The 16,200-nt window shown below is 60.1% G+C and carries 14 protein-coding genes and 1 tRNA gene; 1 reads left to right on the top strand and 14 read right to left on the bottom strand.

The window, feature by feature from the left end; translation table 11 throughout:
* Positions 1–48: 48 nt before the first annotated feature.
* The 8 genes from glmU to glyA all read right to left on the bottom strand — a co-directional run bounded on the left by glmU (position 49) and on the right by glyA (position 7,832).
* Complete coding sequence (glmU, locus tag BINDI_RS02820) at positions 49–1,425, bottom strand: bifunctional UDP-N-acetylglucosamine diphosphorylase/glucosamine-1-phosphate N-acetyltransferase GlmU (RefSeq protein ID WP_033490834.1); 1,377 nt, start codon at positions 1,423–1,425, stop codon at positions 49–51.
* A 14-nt stretch (positions 1,426–1,439) separates the two neighbouring features.
* Positions 1,440–2,237 carry an HAD-IIA family hydrolase gene (locus BINDI_RS02815; protein ID WP_033489974.1) on the bottom strand — a complete coding sequence of 266 codons (798 nt, stop codon included), beginning with the start codon at positions 2,235–2,237 and terminating at the stop codon, positions 1,440–1,442.
* 68 nt (positions 2,238–2,305) lie between these two features.
* A tRNA-Gln gene (locus BINDI_RS02810) sits at positions 2,306–2,376 on the bottom strand.
* 111 nt (positions 2,377–2,487) lie between these two features.
* Positions 2,488–3,504: a ribose-phosphate diphosphokinase gene (locus tag BINDI_RS02805; RefSeq protein WP_033489972.1), complete on the bottom strand. Its 1,017-nt coding sequence runs from the start codon at positions 3,502–3,504 to the stop codon at positions 2,488–2,490.
* 108 nt (positions 3,505–3,612) lie between these two features.
* Positions 3,613–4,305 (bottom strand): nicotinate-nucleotide adenylyltransferase, encoded by a 693-nt coding sequence (gene nadD / locus BINDI_RS02800; RefSeq protein WP_081830865.1) that lies wholly within the window; start codon positions 4,303–4,305, stop codon positions 3,613–3,615.
* Positions 4,306–4,334: 29 nt separating this feature from the next.
* Complete coding sequence (locus BINDI_RS02795) at positions 4,335–4,904, bottom strand: phosphoribosylglycinamide synthetase (RefSeq protein WP_437123908.1); 570 nt, start codon at positions 4,902–4,904, stop codon at positions 4,335–4,337.
* Between the two features lie 17 nt (positions 4,905–4,921).
* On the bottom strand, positions 4,922–6,256 hold the full coding sequence (locus BINDI_RS02790; RefSeq protein WP_033489969.1) for a glutamate-5-semialdehyde dehydrogenase: 1,335 nt from the start codon (positions 6,254–6,256) through the stop codon (positions 4,922–4,924).
* A 268-nt stretch (positions 6,257–6,524) separates the two neighbouring features.
* Positions 6,525–7,832, bottom strand: coding sequence for a serine hydroxymethyltransferase (gene glyA / locus BINDI_RS02785; RefSeq protein ID WP_033489967.1), 1,308 nt, complete (start codon positions 7,830–7,832; stop codon positions 6,525–6,527).
* Between the two features lie 292 nt (positions 7,833–8,124).
* On the opposite strand from glyA, the gene thrC reads away from it, so the two are divergent.
* Positions 8,125–9,615: a threonine synthase gene (gene thrC, locus BINDI_RS02780; RefSeq protein WP_033490832.1), complete on the top strand. Its 1,491-nt coding sequence runs from the start codon at positions 8,125–8,127 to the stop codon at positions 9,613–9,615.
* A gap of 40 nt (positions 9,616–9,655) precedes the next feature.
* On the opposite strand, the gene BINDI_RS02775 is transcribed toward thrC, so the two are convergent.
* From BINDI_RS02775 to BINDI_RS02750, 6 genes are all read right to left on the bottom strand, one after another.
* Entirely contained in the window at positions 9,656–10,321 is a 666-nt protein-coding gene (locus BINDI_RS02775; RefSeq protein ID WP_033489965.1) for an HAD family hydrolase, read from the bottom strand.
* 169 nt (positions 10,322–10,490) lie between these two features.
* Entirely contained in the window at positions 10,491–12,269 is a 1,779-nt protein-coding gene (locus tag BINDI_RS02770) for a DNA repair protein RecN (protein ID WP_033489963.1), read from the bottom strand.
* Positions 12,269–13,192, bottom strand: coding sequence for an NAD kinase (locus tag BINDI_RS02765; RefSeq protein ID WP_051875628.1), 924 nt, complete (start codon positions 13,190–13,192; stop codon positions 12,269–12,271). Before BINDI_RS02765 ends, BINDI_RS02770 begins: the two co-directional genes overlap by 1 nt.
* A 122-nt stretch (positions 13,193–13,314) precedes the next feature.
* Positions 13,315–14,676 (bottom strand): ATP-dependent Clp protease ATP-binding subunit ClpX, encoded by a 1,362-nt coding sequence (gene clpX / locus BINDI_RS02760; protein WP_033490830.1) that lies wholly within the window; start codon positions 14,674–14,676, stop codon positions 13,315–13,317.
* 161 nt (positions 14,677–14,837) lie between these two features.
* Positions 14,838–15,506, bottom strand: a complete 669-nt coding sequence (locus tag BINDI_RS02755) for an ATP-dependent Clp protease proteolytic subunit (RefSeq protein ID WP_033489961.1) — start codon at positions 15,504–15,506, stop codon at positions 14,838–14,840.
* 7 nt (positions 15,507–15,513) lie between these two features.
* Positions 15,514–16,131, bottom strand: a complete 618-nt coding sequence (locus BINDI_RS02750; protein WP_033489959.1) for an ATP-dependent Clp protease proteolytic subunit — start codon at positions 16,129–16,131, stop codon at positions 15,514–15,516.
* Positions 16,132–16,200: the final 69 nt, after the last annotated feature.

The raw sequence follows: 16,200 nt of genomic DNA, 5'->3' as shown, positions 1-16,200 counted from the left end.
TGGAGAAGGAGCCTGGCTTGAGGTCGCGGGTTACCTCGGAGGAACGACTCAGCGCTCCCACTCCGGTTTCCAGTCCTCGACCGTGTGCTGGTCGTTGGTGGAATAGACCATGGCATCGTCAGGGACCTCATGGCGAATCACTGTGCCTGCACCGGTCGTCACCCTGTCGCCGACCTGAACGGGGGCCACGAAGAGATTACCTGCGCCGACATGGACACCTGACCCTATTTCGGTCCGATTCTTGTGCACCCCGTCATAGTTGGCCGTGATGCTCCCGCCGCCGATATTGCTGTCATGACCGATATGGGTATCACCCACGTAGGAAAGATGGGGAACCTTGGTCCCATGGTCGATTTGGGCTTTCTTCATCTCGACGAAGGCTCCGGCCTTGGTGTCCTCGGCCAGGTCATTACCTGGTCTCATATAGGTCCACGGCCCGATATTGGCCCTGGCACCGATGTGGGTCTCCTGCACTCTGGAGCGTTCCACGGTGGCGTCCTGGTCGATGACGGCATCGATAAGGGTCGTATAAGGGCCAACCGTCGCATTCGAGGCGATAGTGGTATGCCCCTGAAGGAAGCAGCCCGGCAGAATCGTGGCGTCGGGCTCGATGGTTACGCCGTCCTCGATCCAGGTGGTCTCCGGATCCAGGATGGTCACCCCGGATCGCATCAGCTCGTGGCATACCCGTATGTTGTGTTTTTTGGACAGGGAGGCCAGCTGGACCCTGTCATTGACGCCTTCGACACTGAGTGGGTCAGGAGCCGTGAAGGCACCCACCGTACCCGACTGGCGGGCCGTCTCCAAGGCATCAGTCAGGTAGAACTCCCCCTGGGCATTGCTGTCCTTGAGGCCCTTGATGGCCTGGCGGAGCACATCGACATTGAAGACGTAGACGGAGGTATTGACCTCTCTGACGGCCAGCTCGGTACCGGTGGCGTCCTTCTGCTCGACGATGCGGAGCACCCGCCCATCCTGGTCCCGAATGATGCGACCGTAGCCGGTCGGGTCATCCAGACTCACGGTAAGGACCGTCGCCCCGTCTCCGGCCTGGATATGGTGGTCAATCAGCCCGCGAAGGGTGTTCGTATCAAGAAGCGGCATGTCGGAAGCGGCAATAAGCACGTATCCATCGGGGTCGAGACTCCGGTCAAGCTGGTCCATGGCACACTGGACTGCGCGGCCCGTACCGGGGCGATCATCCTGCTGGACGATACGGACCCGATCATCATACGAACGCGCTGCGGCGGCGACCTTTTCGGCCTGGAAATGGACCACGACAGCAGTCAGTCCCGGATCCAGGGCCGTGACCGATGCCATGACCCGCTCAAGGAAGGTCTTGCCTGCCAACTTGTGCAGGACCTTGGGACGGGAGGACCGCATGCGGGTCCCCTCACCGGCTGCAAGGATGATACCGGCCGTCAGGCCCGATTCCCGTGTCAAAACTCCACTACCCCGCTCTCGGCGACATCAATCAGATTCTTGATCGAATCAACCACCTTGTCCGGCCTGAAGGGGAAGGTCTCCACCTCTTCACGCTTGGTGATGCCGGTCAGGACCAGGAAGGTGTTGAGACCCGCCTCGACGCCGGCCACCACATCGGTATCCATCCTGTCGCCAATCATGGCAGTGGTCTCCGAGTGCCCACCTACGCGGTTCAGGGCGGTGCGGAACATGATGGGATTGGGCTTGCCTACGAAGTAGGGCTCGCGGTTGGTTGCCTTGGTCACCAGGGCGGCCACCGATCCGGCCGCAGGCAGAATACCATTCTCACTGGGCCCGGTCGCATCGGGGTTGGTGCAGATGAAGCGGGCTCCCCCAAGTATCAGCCGTATGGCCGTGGTAATCGATTCGAAGGAGTAGGTCCTGGTCTCGCCGAGGATGACATAGTCCGGATTGATATCGGAGAGGATGAATCCTGCCTCATGCAGGGCCGTTGTCAGACCGGCCTCGCCAATCACGTAGGCGGAACCGCGAGGAATGGTCCGGGCGACAAAGTCCGCGGTGGCCAGGGCCGATGTCCATATCCGGTCCTCGGGCACATCGATGCCGCTACGCCCCAGTCTGGCAGAGAGGTCACGCGGGGTGTAAATCGGGTTGTTGGTCAGGACCAGATACTGTCGGTCATGTTCCTTCAGGGTCTCGATGAATTCGGCAGCTCCGGGCAAGGCGGTATTCTCATGCACCAGCACCCCGTCCATATCGGTGAGCCAGGTTTCGATCTTCTTGACTGCCAAGTCAGTTCCTTTCGGTTGATCACCGACCCCTTAAGGCCGTCTCCGACCGGAAAATCGGCGAGCGTAAGCTCCCCCACCTGGATTCGAACCAAGACTAAGGGTTCCAAAGACCCGTGTGCTGCCATTACACCATGGGGGAAGGGCGGAATCTAGCGACCCGCCAGGTTTTATTATGCCACAGACCAGCGATTGCGGCACGCCCGGTACAGACCGGGCGCCGTCCGGAACAGCCGAGTCGTCCGAGACCCTCTCAGGCGAAGAGGAATCCCTGACCGTGATGGGCAGGGTAGGTATCAAAGAGCTTGGCGACCGAGCCGTCCTCGAAGACCGCCCTGATGGCCGAGGACAGGAGCGGGGCGATGGAGAGCACCGTCAGTCCGTCCCAACGCTTTTCGGAAGGAATCGGAACCGTATCGGTCACGACCACTTCCTTGGCCTGGCAATCGCGGAGCCTCTGCACGGCAGGGCCGGACATGACGCCGTGGGTGGCCACGATGGTGATGGAGTTGGCGCCGGCATCGCGAAGCACGTTGCAGGCCTCGGCAATGGTGCCACCCGTATCGATCAGGTCATCGACCAGGACGCAGTCCAGTCCCTTCACCTCGCCGACCACACGGTGTGCCACGGCCTTGTTGGGCTGGGTCACATCACGGGTCTTGTGGATGAAGGCCAGGGGGACGCCACCCAGTCGCTGGGCCCACTGCTCTGCCACACGGATGCGGCCGGCGTCGGGAGAAACGACGGCAACCTTGGAGAGGTCCATCCGGTCGCGGACGTAATCCACCAGTACAGGCATGGCAATCAGGTGGTCCACCGGGCCGTCGAAGAAGCCTTGGGACTGCGACGCATGCAGGTCCACCGACATGATTCGGTCAGCACCCGCAGCCTTGAGGAGATCGAACATGAGACGGCAGGAGATGGGTTCACGACCAAGGTGCTTCTTGTCCTGGCGCGAGTAGCCCAGCAGGGGGCATACGGCGGTGATGCTGCGCGCGGAGGCACGCTTCAGGGCATCAATCATGATCAACTGCTCCATGATTGACTTGTTGATGGGATCGGCATGGCTCTGGAGAACGAAGACATCCGCTCCTCGCACCGATTCCGTATACCGTACGTACATCTCGCCGTTGGCGAAGTCGTAGGCCGTGGTCTCAAGAACATCGATGCCGAGTTGATCGGCCACATCCGCAGCAAGCTTCGGGTGGGTTCTACCCGTTACCAGTATGAGATTTTTGCCTGGTCTGCCTTCGAGGATTGCGCTCACCATATCTCCAAACGTTGTTGTCGCTGAAGCGGACAGGACCCATGATAATCGCGCACACTGACACTGTCGGTAATTCGTGTTGCCCGGACCCGTTGCGCCCCTGACCTGCCCTCAATCCGTTTCGGTCTCGCCGCCTCTGTGTCTGTAGAGCCCGTGCTTGTTGATGTACTGGACAACCCCATCGGGGACCAGATACCAGACGGGCATGTCCTTCACCGACCGGCGACGGATGTCCGTGGAGGAGATGGCCAGAGCGGGGATCTCCAACATATCGACCTTATGATCGGGCACGTTCAGGGCGGGCAGGCTGGACGAGTACCCCGGTCGGGATACGGCCACGAAGTGGGCGAGATCCCACATGGTATCGGCATCCTTCCAGCGCATGATCTCGGCAACCGCATCAGCCCCGGTGATGAAGAAGAGATCGCTGTCGGGCCTCAGCCGCTGGATATCGCGGAGGGTGTCAACGGTGTAGGTGACACCCGGTCGGTCGATATCGACCCGGGAAACCGTGAATTTGGGATTGGAAGCCGTGGCTATGACCGTCATCAGATATCGGTCCTCGGCATTGGTCACGGCCTTGTCGAGCTTGAACACAGGCCGCCCGGTAGGCACGAAGATGACTTCGTCCAGGTCATAGACCCATGCCACCTCCGAGGCGGCGACCAGGTGCCCATTATGGATCGGATCGAAGGTTCCGCCCATGATTCCAACCCTGGTCCTCTTACCCGGCTCGGGAACATCGGTATGAAGCCGGGTAGGGTCCGTCGGCCCTGGCTGGTCAATCTTGGACAAATCGGACATTCTGCGGTCCCCGTCCGACTTTCCCGGATTCACCTGGCATCACCAGCCCCGTGCCCATCACCTGCTGATTCGCCGTTTTCCTGCCTGACAAGGGAGGCGTTCTCCTCCCTCTCGGCAATGACCTCCTCCTTGAGCTGCTCGGCACTGGGACTGACCCGATCGGAACCGATACGTTCCATATCGGCATCCCATTCCTCTTGCACAACCCGCCGAATCTCGGCGAAGGTCGGCAGGGGAAACTCGGGCTGGTAGGCGCGGCGCACCTGTGCCACGCATTGGGTGATGATGACCAGGGAGGCCGCCAGATCGGCTATCTTCCCGTCCTGTTCCTGATTGCGGAAGGTAGGGACGTGATCCTCCATGACCGTAATCTGACGACGGACCTCGTTGAGCTCCTCCTCATTCAGATCATGTACCTGATCGGAATCCTCATCCGGCCAGCCAATCAAGACAGCATCGGCGTATTCAAGGCATGCCCGTTGCTCGGCATCGGGAATGCCGTCCTCTATCTGAACCAGGAAGACATATCTGAGTATGCTCAGCCGCTCTGATGCCACCCGAAGCCATATACGCGGATTGTCACGCTCTTGGCAGAACAGTTCCTCAACCTCTTCATTCACGGGCGCACCTGCCCCCTTCCGTAACCGACCCACTTGGTAGTTGTCAACTCCTGCAGGCCCATGGGGCCTCGCGCGTGGAGCTTCTGGGTGGAGATGCCGAGTTCGGCCCCCATTCCGAACTGGCCTCCGTCGGTGAACCTGGTCGATGCATTGACCATGATCACAGCAGAGTCCACCCGTTTGGTGAATTCCTCGACAGCCTCATAGTCCTCAGCCAGAATTGCCTCGGTGTGACCTGTGGAGTACCGGTTGATGTGATCGATGGCCTCGTCGAGGGAATCGACCACCTTGACCCCCATCTTCATATCCAGGTACTCGGTCCCCCAGTCCTCGGACTCCGCCTCCCGGAGCAGTTCCGGGGGTAGGTCGACTCCCTCGCCGCCATTGCCGGCGCCACGGGAACAGAGGATGTCCATGGAAACCGTATCCAGACAAAGTTCCACCTGGGCGGTGGTCAGGGCACGTGCAATACGGGGAAGGAAGTCAGCAGCCACATCGCGGTGGACAATCAGCTTTTCAGCGGCGTTGCAGACACCGACCCGTTGGGTCTTGGCGTTGACGATGACCGGGATGGCCTTGTCCAGATCCGCCGACCTGTCCAGATAGATATGAACGTTACCTGCACCGGTCTCGATTGTCGGTACCGTTGCCTGGGAGACGACGCTCTGGATTAGATCCTTACCACCGCGCGGAATCAGGAGGTCGATATGACCGCGGGCCTGCATCAGGGCCTGAGCACCCTGCCTGCCGAATTCGTCGACCGAGGCAACCAGGGACGGGTTCAACCCCTCTTGCTCCAATACCCCGCCAATCAGATCGACCAGGACCCGGTTGGTTCGTTCCGCCGCATGACCGCCACGCAGAAGAACGGCATTGCCGGATTTCAGGCAGAGGGAGACAACATCGATGGTTACGTTGGGGCGGGCTTCGTAAATCATGGCTACGACCCCAAGAGGCACCCTGACCTGATTGAGCCGCACACCGTTGGGCATTTCATGCCCCTGCACCAGGCTGCCAAGGGGATCTGGAAGGGCGGCCACCTGACGAACTCCCCTGGCGGCCGCAGCCACCCTGATCGTGTCCAGACGCAGCCTGTCAATCAGACCTGCCGACATGCCGGATTCGAAGGCTTCATCCAGGTCGGATCGATTGGCTGCCTCGATATCGCCAGCCGAGGCGATGAGGGCATCCGCCAGGGCCATAAGCAGGGCGTTCCTGGCCTCGCCATCCATCAGGGCCAATCCGGTCTGGGCCTGGGCTGCCCTGTCCGCCATGGCACAGACCCTGGCAGAGATATCCGACTGACTCAGGGAGGTCTGCTGATCACTCATCCTGTGGTCCTCTCGCAATCCAGGGCCGGGGCCCAATCTGGCTATTGCTCCGATTGTAACCCTGACGGCATGGTTGCCCGACTTTCCCACCCGTGGCATCCGTCACAGGAAGTCAGTGATTCCTTGAATCCCGAGAGGATGAATGAGTGGGGTTCCCCGATTACCTGCCCCGGCGAAGCGCCAGTCCCCGCCCACTGAGACAGCAGGAAGACCCAAGTCACGACCAGGTCTTCCGGTTACCGGGAATCGATGATTCCGAGTCTTCCAATCAGTGGGTCTGTTCGAGCCCGGGGTAAAGTGGGAACTCCTCGACCAGACGGTCCACGCGAGCCTTGAGGGCATCAACGTCGGCGTTCTTGCCTTGAGCAAGAGCGGTACCGATCACGTCGGCCACCTCTTCATACTGTGCGTCGCCGAATCCTCGGGTGGCCAGTGCCGAGGTGCCGATGCGCAGACCCGATGCCACGGAGGCCGGACGGGGGTCGAAGGGAACCGTGTTCCTATTGACCGTGATGCCGACGCGCGCCAGAAGGTCCTCACCCTGTTGACCATCCATTTCGCTGTTGCGCAGGTCGACCATGACCAGATGAACGTCCGTTCCACCGGTCAGGACGGTGATTCCATTTGCCGCCACATCGGGAGCCATCAGTCGCTCTGCGAGAATCTTGGCCCCATCCAGGGTGCGCTGCATGCGCTGCCTGAACTCGGGGGTTCCCGCCAGCTTGAAGGCAACGGCCTTGGCTGCGATGACATGCATGAGGGGCCCACCCTGGTTACCGGGGAAGACGGCGGAGTTGATTTTCTTTCCGTATTCCTGCTTGGCCAGGATGAAGCCTGAACGTGGCCCGCCCAGGGTCTTGTGGGCCGTGGAGGAGACCACATCTGCGTAGGGAACCGGACTCGGATGCAGTCCGGCTGCCACCATACCCGCAAAGTGGGCCATGTCCACCCAGAACTTGGCACCGACCTCATCGGCTATCTCTTTCATGGCCTTGAAATCCTCGATACGGGGATAGGCACTCCAGCCGCCGATAATCAGGGCCGGATGGGCTTCCTTGGCACGCTGACGGATTATCTCAGGATCGATGCGATAGGTCTCGGGGTTGACCCCATAGGCCTCAGCCCGATAGAAACGTCCTGAGAAGTTGATCTTCATGCCATGGGTCAGGTGACCGCCATGGTCCAGGGCAAGACCCAGGACGGTATCCCCCGGCTTGATCAGCGCCTGATAGACGGCGGCGTTGGCCTGGGCGCCGGCATGCGGTTGCACGTTGGCGTATTCGGCGCCAAAGAGCTCCTTGGCACGGTTGCGGGCCAAGGTCTCGACCTGGTCGACCCACTCACAACCGCCGTAGTACCGTCTTCCGGGATATCCCTCTGCGTACTTGTTGGTCAACACGGAACCCTGGGCCTGCAGAACGGCCTTGGGGACGAAGTTCTCGGAGGCGATCATCTCCAGTCCGCCACGTTGACGGTCCAACTCGCAATCCAGCAACCGGGCGATCTCAGGGTCGACCTGCGAAATCGAAGAGTTGAAGGCATCGTTTGATCGCTGTATCAGATTCTCTTCGACCATAGGTCTCTCCTTTTGTTTGACGCACAGCCACACGTATTCAAGGCTGGTTGGCAATACTGTACGCTGGACACCTTAACGGAATCGCCATTTCTCCTCGAATCTGTCCACATTATGAACCCACTTCTTGGCAGGCAGGAGCCTATAAAGCCCTTGTCCGGCCTTGAACGAACAGGGTTGCGGCCCTTGGCCACAATAGGGCTTCCCGACCTTACCCAGGAATAGAATTGTGATGTACCTCCTTGTATTTCAAGGCGGACCATCCGGAGAGACCAGGGCGGAAGGGCACTACCGCATGAAGGTATTCCACAGCACACGCAGCACAGAACAGACCGTGACCTCCAAGCAGGCCATTCGTCAAGGAATCGCCCCGGACGGCGGTCTCTTCGTCACCGATCAACTGGCATCGATCCAGGTCGCCCCAGCCTGCCTGGCCGGGCAGACCTACCGGCAGACGGCAGCCAGAATTTTGGGGCTGCTTCTGGATGACTACACGGCCGATGAACTGGACCGGTCGATTCGGGCAGCCTATGGCGAACAATGGTCCACCCCCGCGATCACCCCACTGACCCAGGTGGGCGATGACTATGTGCTCGAGCTCTTCAACGGCCCGACTTCGGCCTTCAAGGATGTGGCCCTCCAGATACTGCCCAGACTGATGAGCCAGGCCCTCCCCCAGGGAGACGACGACCAACGAATCATGATTCTGACGGCAACCTCGGGCGACACCGGCAAGGCTGCCCTGTCAGGATTCGCCGACACCCCGGGCACGGGCATCACGGTCTTCTACCCGGAAGGCAAGGTCAGCCAGGTACAACGGCTGCAGATGGTCACCCAGGCAGGTTCCAACGTTCGTGTCTGTGCCGTCCGAGGCAACTTCGATGATGCCCAGTCAGCCGTCAAGACCATCTTCGCCGACCGGGAGCTGGCCTCCACCTTGGCAAACGGAGCCGGAACGGCCCTGTCATCGGCCAATTCGATAAACGTGGGTCGTCTGGTCCCCCAGGTCGTCTACTACTTCCATGCCTACGGTTCCCTCCTTGATCAGGGTGCCATCAAGGCCGGGGACCCTGTGGAGTTCTTCGTGCCCACCGGCAACTTCGGAGACATCCTGGCTGGTTACTACGCCAAGATGATGGGGTTGCCGGTGGAACGGCTGACCGTTGCCTCGGATCGGAACAAGGTCCTGTCGGACTTCCTGACCTCCGGAGTGTATGACAGGAACCGCCCCTTCTACACCACCACCTCCCCCAGCATGGACATCCTCATCTCCTCCAACCTGGAGAGGATGCTCTACTACATGTCTGACGGCGACACGAAACTGATCGCCTCCCTGATGGAAGACCTCGCCACTACCGGCCGATATCAGGTCCCGTCCGGCCTCCTGAGACGAATCCAGTCCCTCTTTGCATGCGGCTGGGCCGATGAAGACGAGGTGTCTGCAGCGATACACGATTGCTGGCAGGACCACAACTATCTGATGGACCCCCATACTGCCTGCGGCTACCATGTAATGAACCGCGGGCACCGCCGCGACGGCATCCCCCGCATCCTTCTTTCGACCGCAAACCCATACAAGTTCCCCCGTGTGGTCGGACAATCACTGGGGCTTGCCACCCAGGGCAGCGACTTCGCCTGCATGGATGTCCTCTCTGATGCGACCCACACCCAGGCACCGTCCAACCTGCGCAACCTGGAAACGGCCAAGGTCCGCTTCACGGACTGCATAGATATCGCGGAAATGCCGGCATACGTTCGCCGTGCCGCCATGGAAATGAACAGCTAGGGAACCCACCTGCCGGGACGCAGAGAGGAAGCGGCTTCTCTCAAAGTCGGAGCGGTGCCTGGTCGAAATCGCGAATGACCCCATCCGCTTCCTTGCGGATACGTTCCCAATCACCTTGGGAGGATGCATCAAACATGGCCCAGACCTGCATTCCTACTGACTTTGCCGTACGGACAGCGATGAGTATATCCTCGAAAACCGTACAATCTTCAGGAGCCACACCGAGGTTCTTCGCAGTATAGAGGAAGATGTCGGGGCGTTCCTTGCCTCCAAGACCGGCGTCATCGACACTGCATACCACATCAAAGCAGTCCCTGATGCCTGCATGCAACAGGGCGGCATCCCTCAATCTGGGTGCCAGGCTGGTCGCAACGGCCAATTTGGCCCCGGTGCTGCGCAGGTGATGCAGGTACTCGAGGGCGTGCGGTTTCGTCCGGACCTGGTTCGCATACAATTCCTCTGCCGTATCAGTCCATTCCCGCATCAGGTCCTCCCTGTCCTCATCCAAGGAGAATCGCCTGATGGTGTAGTCGGCTATATCGCCTGACTGCATGGCCGCCACCGCATGGGCATAGTCGGGTGGCATGGAGATGCCACGGCGTTCGAAGAACAGCCTGTCCACTTCCTTCCAGACCCCCATGGAGTCCAAGAGGGTGCCATCCAAATCGAAAATGGCGCCCTTACCCTCATTGACGAGCTGTGTCATCACTACCGATCACCTTCCCGAGTTGTGAACCTGCGGCAACCACTACAGTTTGCAGGATGCTTGAGATTCTCTATGCAGGCGGATCTCTGGCTAATCCAGGTCACCCGCAAGACCGCTGGAGTTGAAAAGGCAGGTCACCCACCGGTTCAGAGGCCTGACAGCGATTACCTCACAAGCGACTGGATACAAGAAGCTCCCGCGCATGTTCCAAAGAGGTCGTCGATTCGCTTCCCGACAGCATTCGTGCTATCTCACGCTGCCTGGTTTCGCCGGCAACCTCATCGACGACGGTTTCCACTCCCCCGGACTGGCCGTCATGTTTGGATACGACAAACTGAGCATCGGCCCAGGAAGCCACCTGAGGCAGGTGGGTGACCACAATCACCTGGGATGTGACCGCCAACCTGGCCAGGCGACGACCGAGCTCAACAGCGGCACGTCCTCCCACGCCGGCATCCACCTCATCAAAGATGAACGTCATGGATTCCCGCATGGCCTGATTCTGGTTCGGCAGGACATCCCCGCCTCCATCCGAGGCCTGGCCATTACCCGCACCGGGCTTCATGCCGGCCGTCCTTGCTTCAGCCGCCACCAGTTCCATGGCCAGCATCAGACGACTCAACTCACCACCCGAAGCACTCTTGCCCATAGGCAACTGGGGCGATCCCGGATAGGGGGTGAAGAGGAAGGATATGTCATCCAGTCCATGCTGGTCCAAGGCATCGTCGTCTTGCTGTACGACCTTGACCTCCAGGCCAGCCCCTGCCATTGCCAAGGATTCCAGCTCTTCGGAAACCCTGTCGCCCAGGGTATGGCCTGCTGTGGCCCGGGTCCGGGAAAGTGCTCGAGCCGCCTTCAGGGCGGCATCCCTGTCATGGCTGCACTGGTCCTGCAGCTCCTGGAGCTTCTCAGGCGAGGCATCCATGTCTTCCAGATCCAACCGGGACTTGTCTCTCCAGGCCAGCACGTCATCTATGGTGGGGCCCCACCTCCTGGTCAGCTCTCCCAGGTCGTGAATCCGGGCATTTATCTTGTCCAGATCCCCCTCTTGAACCTCATCATCCATCTCACTGCTGAGGGTGAAGACCAGGTCCGACAGGTCCGTGTTCATTGAACGCAACCGTCGGGCGCTCTCCTGGAAGACGCCACCGATCCCGATTCCTTCCAGGGCTGATATGGCCTGCTCCAGCAGTCCCGACACCGACGGACCGTCACCGTCCGGATCCACCTGGGCGGCATCCAAGGCACCCAGGGCCATCCTCAATCCCTGGCTTATCTGGGCAGCATGTTCAATCCTGTCACGCTGCTGGTGAAGGTCCTCGTCCTCACCGGGGTGGGGGTCAACCTGGTCAATCCTGTCGATGGACTCACGTAGGTAATCGGCCTGGGCCGCCAGACCTGCCTCCTGATTGCGCAGGGAATCAAGACGTTTCCGGCTGGACTGATAGCTGGACCAGGCCAGCCGAAACTCGGCCAGTTCGTGCTCATCCTGGGCATAGGCATCCAGAAAATCGCGCTGACGACCGGGATTGGCCATCCTCATCTGATCAGTCTGCCCATGCACGGTGACCAGGTCGGAGGAAATCCCCTCCAGAAGTGACAGAGGGGCAGACCTCCCGTTGACGGCTGCCCGGGATCTCCCTCCGACGGGTATCGAGCGGGAGATGAAAACCTGACCATCATCTTCGGCAGGCAGCCCCGCCTGATCGATGATTCCAAGTACCGGCGCCCCCTCTTCCTGGGTGAATATGCCCTGCACCCAGGCCTCTTTGCTACCCGGTGACACAAGGTCACCCCTGGCCGGAACCCCGGAAAGCAGCCTTATGGCGTTGAGCAGCATGGACTTCCCGGCCCCGGTTTCACCGGTGATGGCCGTCATGCCGGTCGCAGGTTTCAAAAGGGCATGATGGATCGGACCCAGATCACGGACCTCAAGCTCCTCCAACATCAGCGCCTCCCCTCAGATTGCCCTGGACCCGCGCCCCGCTGATTGGGCTTATGCTGCTCACGCCAGCCGACCACAGGCAGGTCGAACTTGGAAACCAGACGTTGGGTGAAGGGAACCCCGGAAAGACGCGCCAGACGCAGGATGTCTTCGGATTGGCGGACGACCACCCTTGACCCCGTGGGCACAAGCCGCTGCCTGCGACCGTCATTGCAGATCCATCCCGCGGACTGGGAGTCGTCAAGAACATCCAGGGTAAAGCGCGAATCCGGTCCAATGATGAGTGAACGGGCAAAGAGGGCGTGAGCCGCAATCGGCACCATTTGAAGGGAGTTGGCGTCGGGCCAGATGATGGGGCCACCCACAGAAAAGGCATATGCCGTGGACCCAGTGGGCGTGGACACAATCATCCCGTCGCACCCGAAGGAGCTCATCTCCACATCGTCAACCCGAACTGATACCTCAATCATCTTGCCCCGGTCGTAACGTTCGAGGGTCATATCGTTCAGGGCCCAGTCAGATATAGGCTCATCGACCCCGGGCAGCCACAGATCCACGTGAGCCAGCATCCGCTCGTCTATGGAGTAATCATGATCGGCCACCCGTCGGATGGCCTCGCCTATCTGGAAGCTCTCGAACTCCGCCAGGAAACCCACGTGCCCCGTATTGACACCGAGAATGGGGACCTTGGTGCCCTTGACCAGTTCGGCGGCACGAAGTATGGTCCCATCTCCGCCAAGAACGATGACGATTTCCGTATCATCGCTGACCTGCTGAGAGCCTTGCCCGAACTCTGGAGCCTCGATATTGTCTATGATGTCGACCTGGAACCCATCGGTCTGAAGCTGCTGGACCGCCTCATTGACCAGATTGCCACTGGAGCGCACACGTCTGTGCGTGACCACCACGGCATTGCGTTTGCCCATGGGCGTTCCTTCCGAAGACACCATTTGCGAACTGAGACGGGCATCCTATGCGGGACCCGCCTGTGTCCGCACCGGTTACCATCCTATCCGGCCCGGTCAACCGGGCACCCCGACCATTCCGATCAGCTCTTGCGACGACCGGTCCTGCCCGTCCCGCCCTGTTCCATCACATACTGGGGGGGCCTCCTGCCTTCCACCGCGTCGGCATCGACCAGAACCTTGGTCACATCCTGCCGGTCGGGAATCTCGAACATGGCCCCTTCCAGGATCCTCTCGATGATGCCACGTAGTCCTCTGGCCCCCACACCGCGCTCCAGGGCGATCCCAGCCACCCGGTCCAGTGCCTCATCGGTGAATTCCAGATCCGCCCCATCATCCAGGAACATGCGGCGGTACTGGTTGACCAGGGCATCGTCGGGTTGCGTCAGGACCTGCTTGAGCTGGTCTACGGTAAGCGGGCGCAGGGTCGTCACCACAGGCAGGCGTCCGATGAACTCCGGGAGGAGTCCGAACTCCTCCAGGTCGTCGGCACTCACCTCCCCCAGGATGTCCTCATCCGCCACCCGCTTCTCCTGCTCCCTAGCGGCGGAGAACCCGCTCTCATGCACCCCCAAACGCCTGCGGACGATGTCATCCAGCCCCACAAAGGCTCCACCGCAGATGAAGAGTATGTCACGGGTGTTCATCTTGACCGTCTTGATCTCACCATGCTTACGGGTCCCCTCAAGGGGGACGGAGGCCATGGTCCCCTCGATCACCTTGAGCAGGGCCTGCTGGACCCCTTCGCCCGACACATCCCGGGTAATGGAGGTGTTTTCGCCCGATTTGCGGGCGATTTTATCGATTTCGTCGATATAGATGATGCCGTGCTGTGCACGGTCAAGGTCACCGTTGGCTTCCTGCAGGAGGCGCTGTAGGACGGTCTCCACATCGTCTCCCACATACCCGGCTTCGGTGAGTGTGGTGGCGTCGGTGATGACAAAGGGAACATCCATGATTTTGGCCAGGGTCTGGGCCAGGTATGTCTTCCCCACCCCCGTAGGGCCAAGAAGCAGGATGTTGGACTTATCCACCTGCGCATGCAGGGCAGGGTCCTCGTCCTGGCCCGCAGGCTCACTGCTCGGACCTTTGAGCGTCATGGCGCTCCGGCCACCATCCCCCGCTGTGGTCTGGAGATCGTTCAACTCCAGGTTGACCCGTTTGTAGTGATTGTAGACCGCCACCGAGAGGGTCCTCTTGGCGGAATCCTGACCAATCACATACCGGTTCAGATAATCGAATATGCGGCTGGGCACCGGCAGGGACTTCCTGTCCTTGGCGGCATCCTTGGCCTGGTCCTCCTGGATGATCTGCGTGCAGAGTTGGATGCACTCGTCGCAGATGGCCGACGAGGGGCCTTTGACCAAACGACGCACCTGATGCTCGTCCTTGCCGCAGAACTCACATCTGCTCAGGCCGTCGTTATAGCTGACCACTCGTCCCATTCTCAACCTTCCCGTCGAATCGGTAAGGACCCACAGAAATCCCACCGTCATATTTCATGATAGGCCCTGCCTGCCTCCAGGATATGAAAAATCCCCGACCTGCCCATCTTCATAGACCAGTCGGGGAATTGCCCTGCCCGGAAAACCGGGTGGGACCGAATCTACTTGCGGTGTTCCAGAACCTCGTCCACCATGCCGTAGTCCTTGGCCTCCTGGGCCGTCAGGATCGTGTCGATTTCGATATCCTTGCGAATCTTCTCGACAGACTGGCCGGTGTGCCTGGAAAGGGTCTCTTCCAACCAGGTCCGCATACGCAGCATTTCCTTGGCCTGAATCTCTATCTCCGTGGCCTTGCCGAAGTCCTGTTCCATGGCCGGCTGGTGAATCAGCACACGGGCATTGGGCAGAATCAGCCGCTTGCCCTCGGTGCCGGCAGCCAGGAGAATGGCGGCGGCCGATGCCGCCTGCCCGAGGCAGACGGTCTGTACGTCGGGCTTGATGTACTGCATGGTGTCATAGATGGCCGTCATGGCAGTCATGGAGCCGCCGGGCGAGTTGATGTAGATAATCACATCGCGATTGGGATCCTGGCTTTCCAGGACCAGCAGCTGGGCCATGATGTCGTCGGCGGAGGTGTCGTCGACCTGAACACCCATGAAGATGATTCGATCGTCAAAGAGCCTGGTGTACGGATCCTGACGCTTGTACCCGTAAGGGGTGCGCTCCTCGAACTGAGGAAGCACGTACCTGCTCTGAGGCATGGCCGCAAGGCCGCGGGGACCAGCCAGACGCTGGGCCCGTGCCACGAATTTCGCTTCTTCTGATGCCATGAAAAGCTCACTTCCCTCCCTGGGCACCCATGGTACCCGGGGTTGTTACGATCTTGTCGACGAAGCCGTATTCCAGGGCCTGCTGGGCTGTGAACCAGTGGTCGTACTCGTTATCGCGGTAAATCTCCTCCACGGTGTGACCGGTCTGCTCTGCGGTCAGCTCCGAGAGAGTCTTCTTCATATCCATGATCAACTCTGCATTGATCCTGACATCGGTGGCCGTACCACCCACACCGCCCGAGGGCTGATGCATGAGAACCCTTGCATGTGAGGTGACGAAACGCTTGCCCTTGGCTCCGCTGGACAGGAGGAACTGCCCCATGGACGCTGCCATGCCAACCGCAACCGTGGCCACATCGGGCTCGATCAGCTGCATGGTGTCGTAGATGGCCATGCCGGCAGTGATGGAACCGCCTGGCGAATTGATGTAAAGCCAGATGTCCTTCTTGGGATCCTCGGCCGCCAGCATCAGCATCTGGGCGCAGATGACGTTGGCATTGGTGTCCTTAACCTCATCGCCCAGCCAGATGATCCTGTCCTTCAACAGCCTGTTGAAGATGGGGTCCGCAGGTGCAGCGGCCTCCCCCTCTTCCATGACAGGGCTGGTTGCAAGTGTATTGCTCACCGTGTCTCCTTCGATAAACGTGTCATGCCTTAGAGCCTAGCGCCCACAACCGACGCTTGGGGGAACTTC

The sequence above is a fragment of the Bifidobacterium [indicum] DSM 20214 = LMG 11587 genome (assembly GCF_000706765.1).
In the GTDB taxonomy this organism is placed as follows: Bacteria; Actinomycetota; Actinomycetes; order Actinomycetales; family Bifidobacteriaceae; genus Bombiscardovia; species Bombiscardovia coryneformis.
This window is presented reverse-complemented; position numbering and strand designations above follow the sequence as displayed.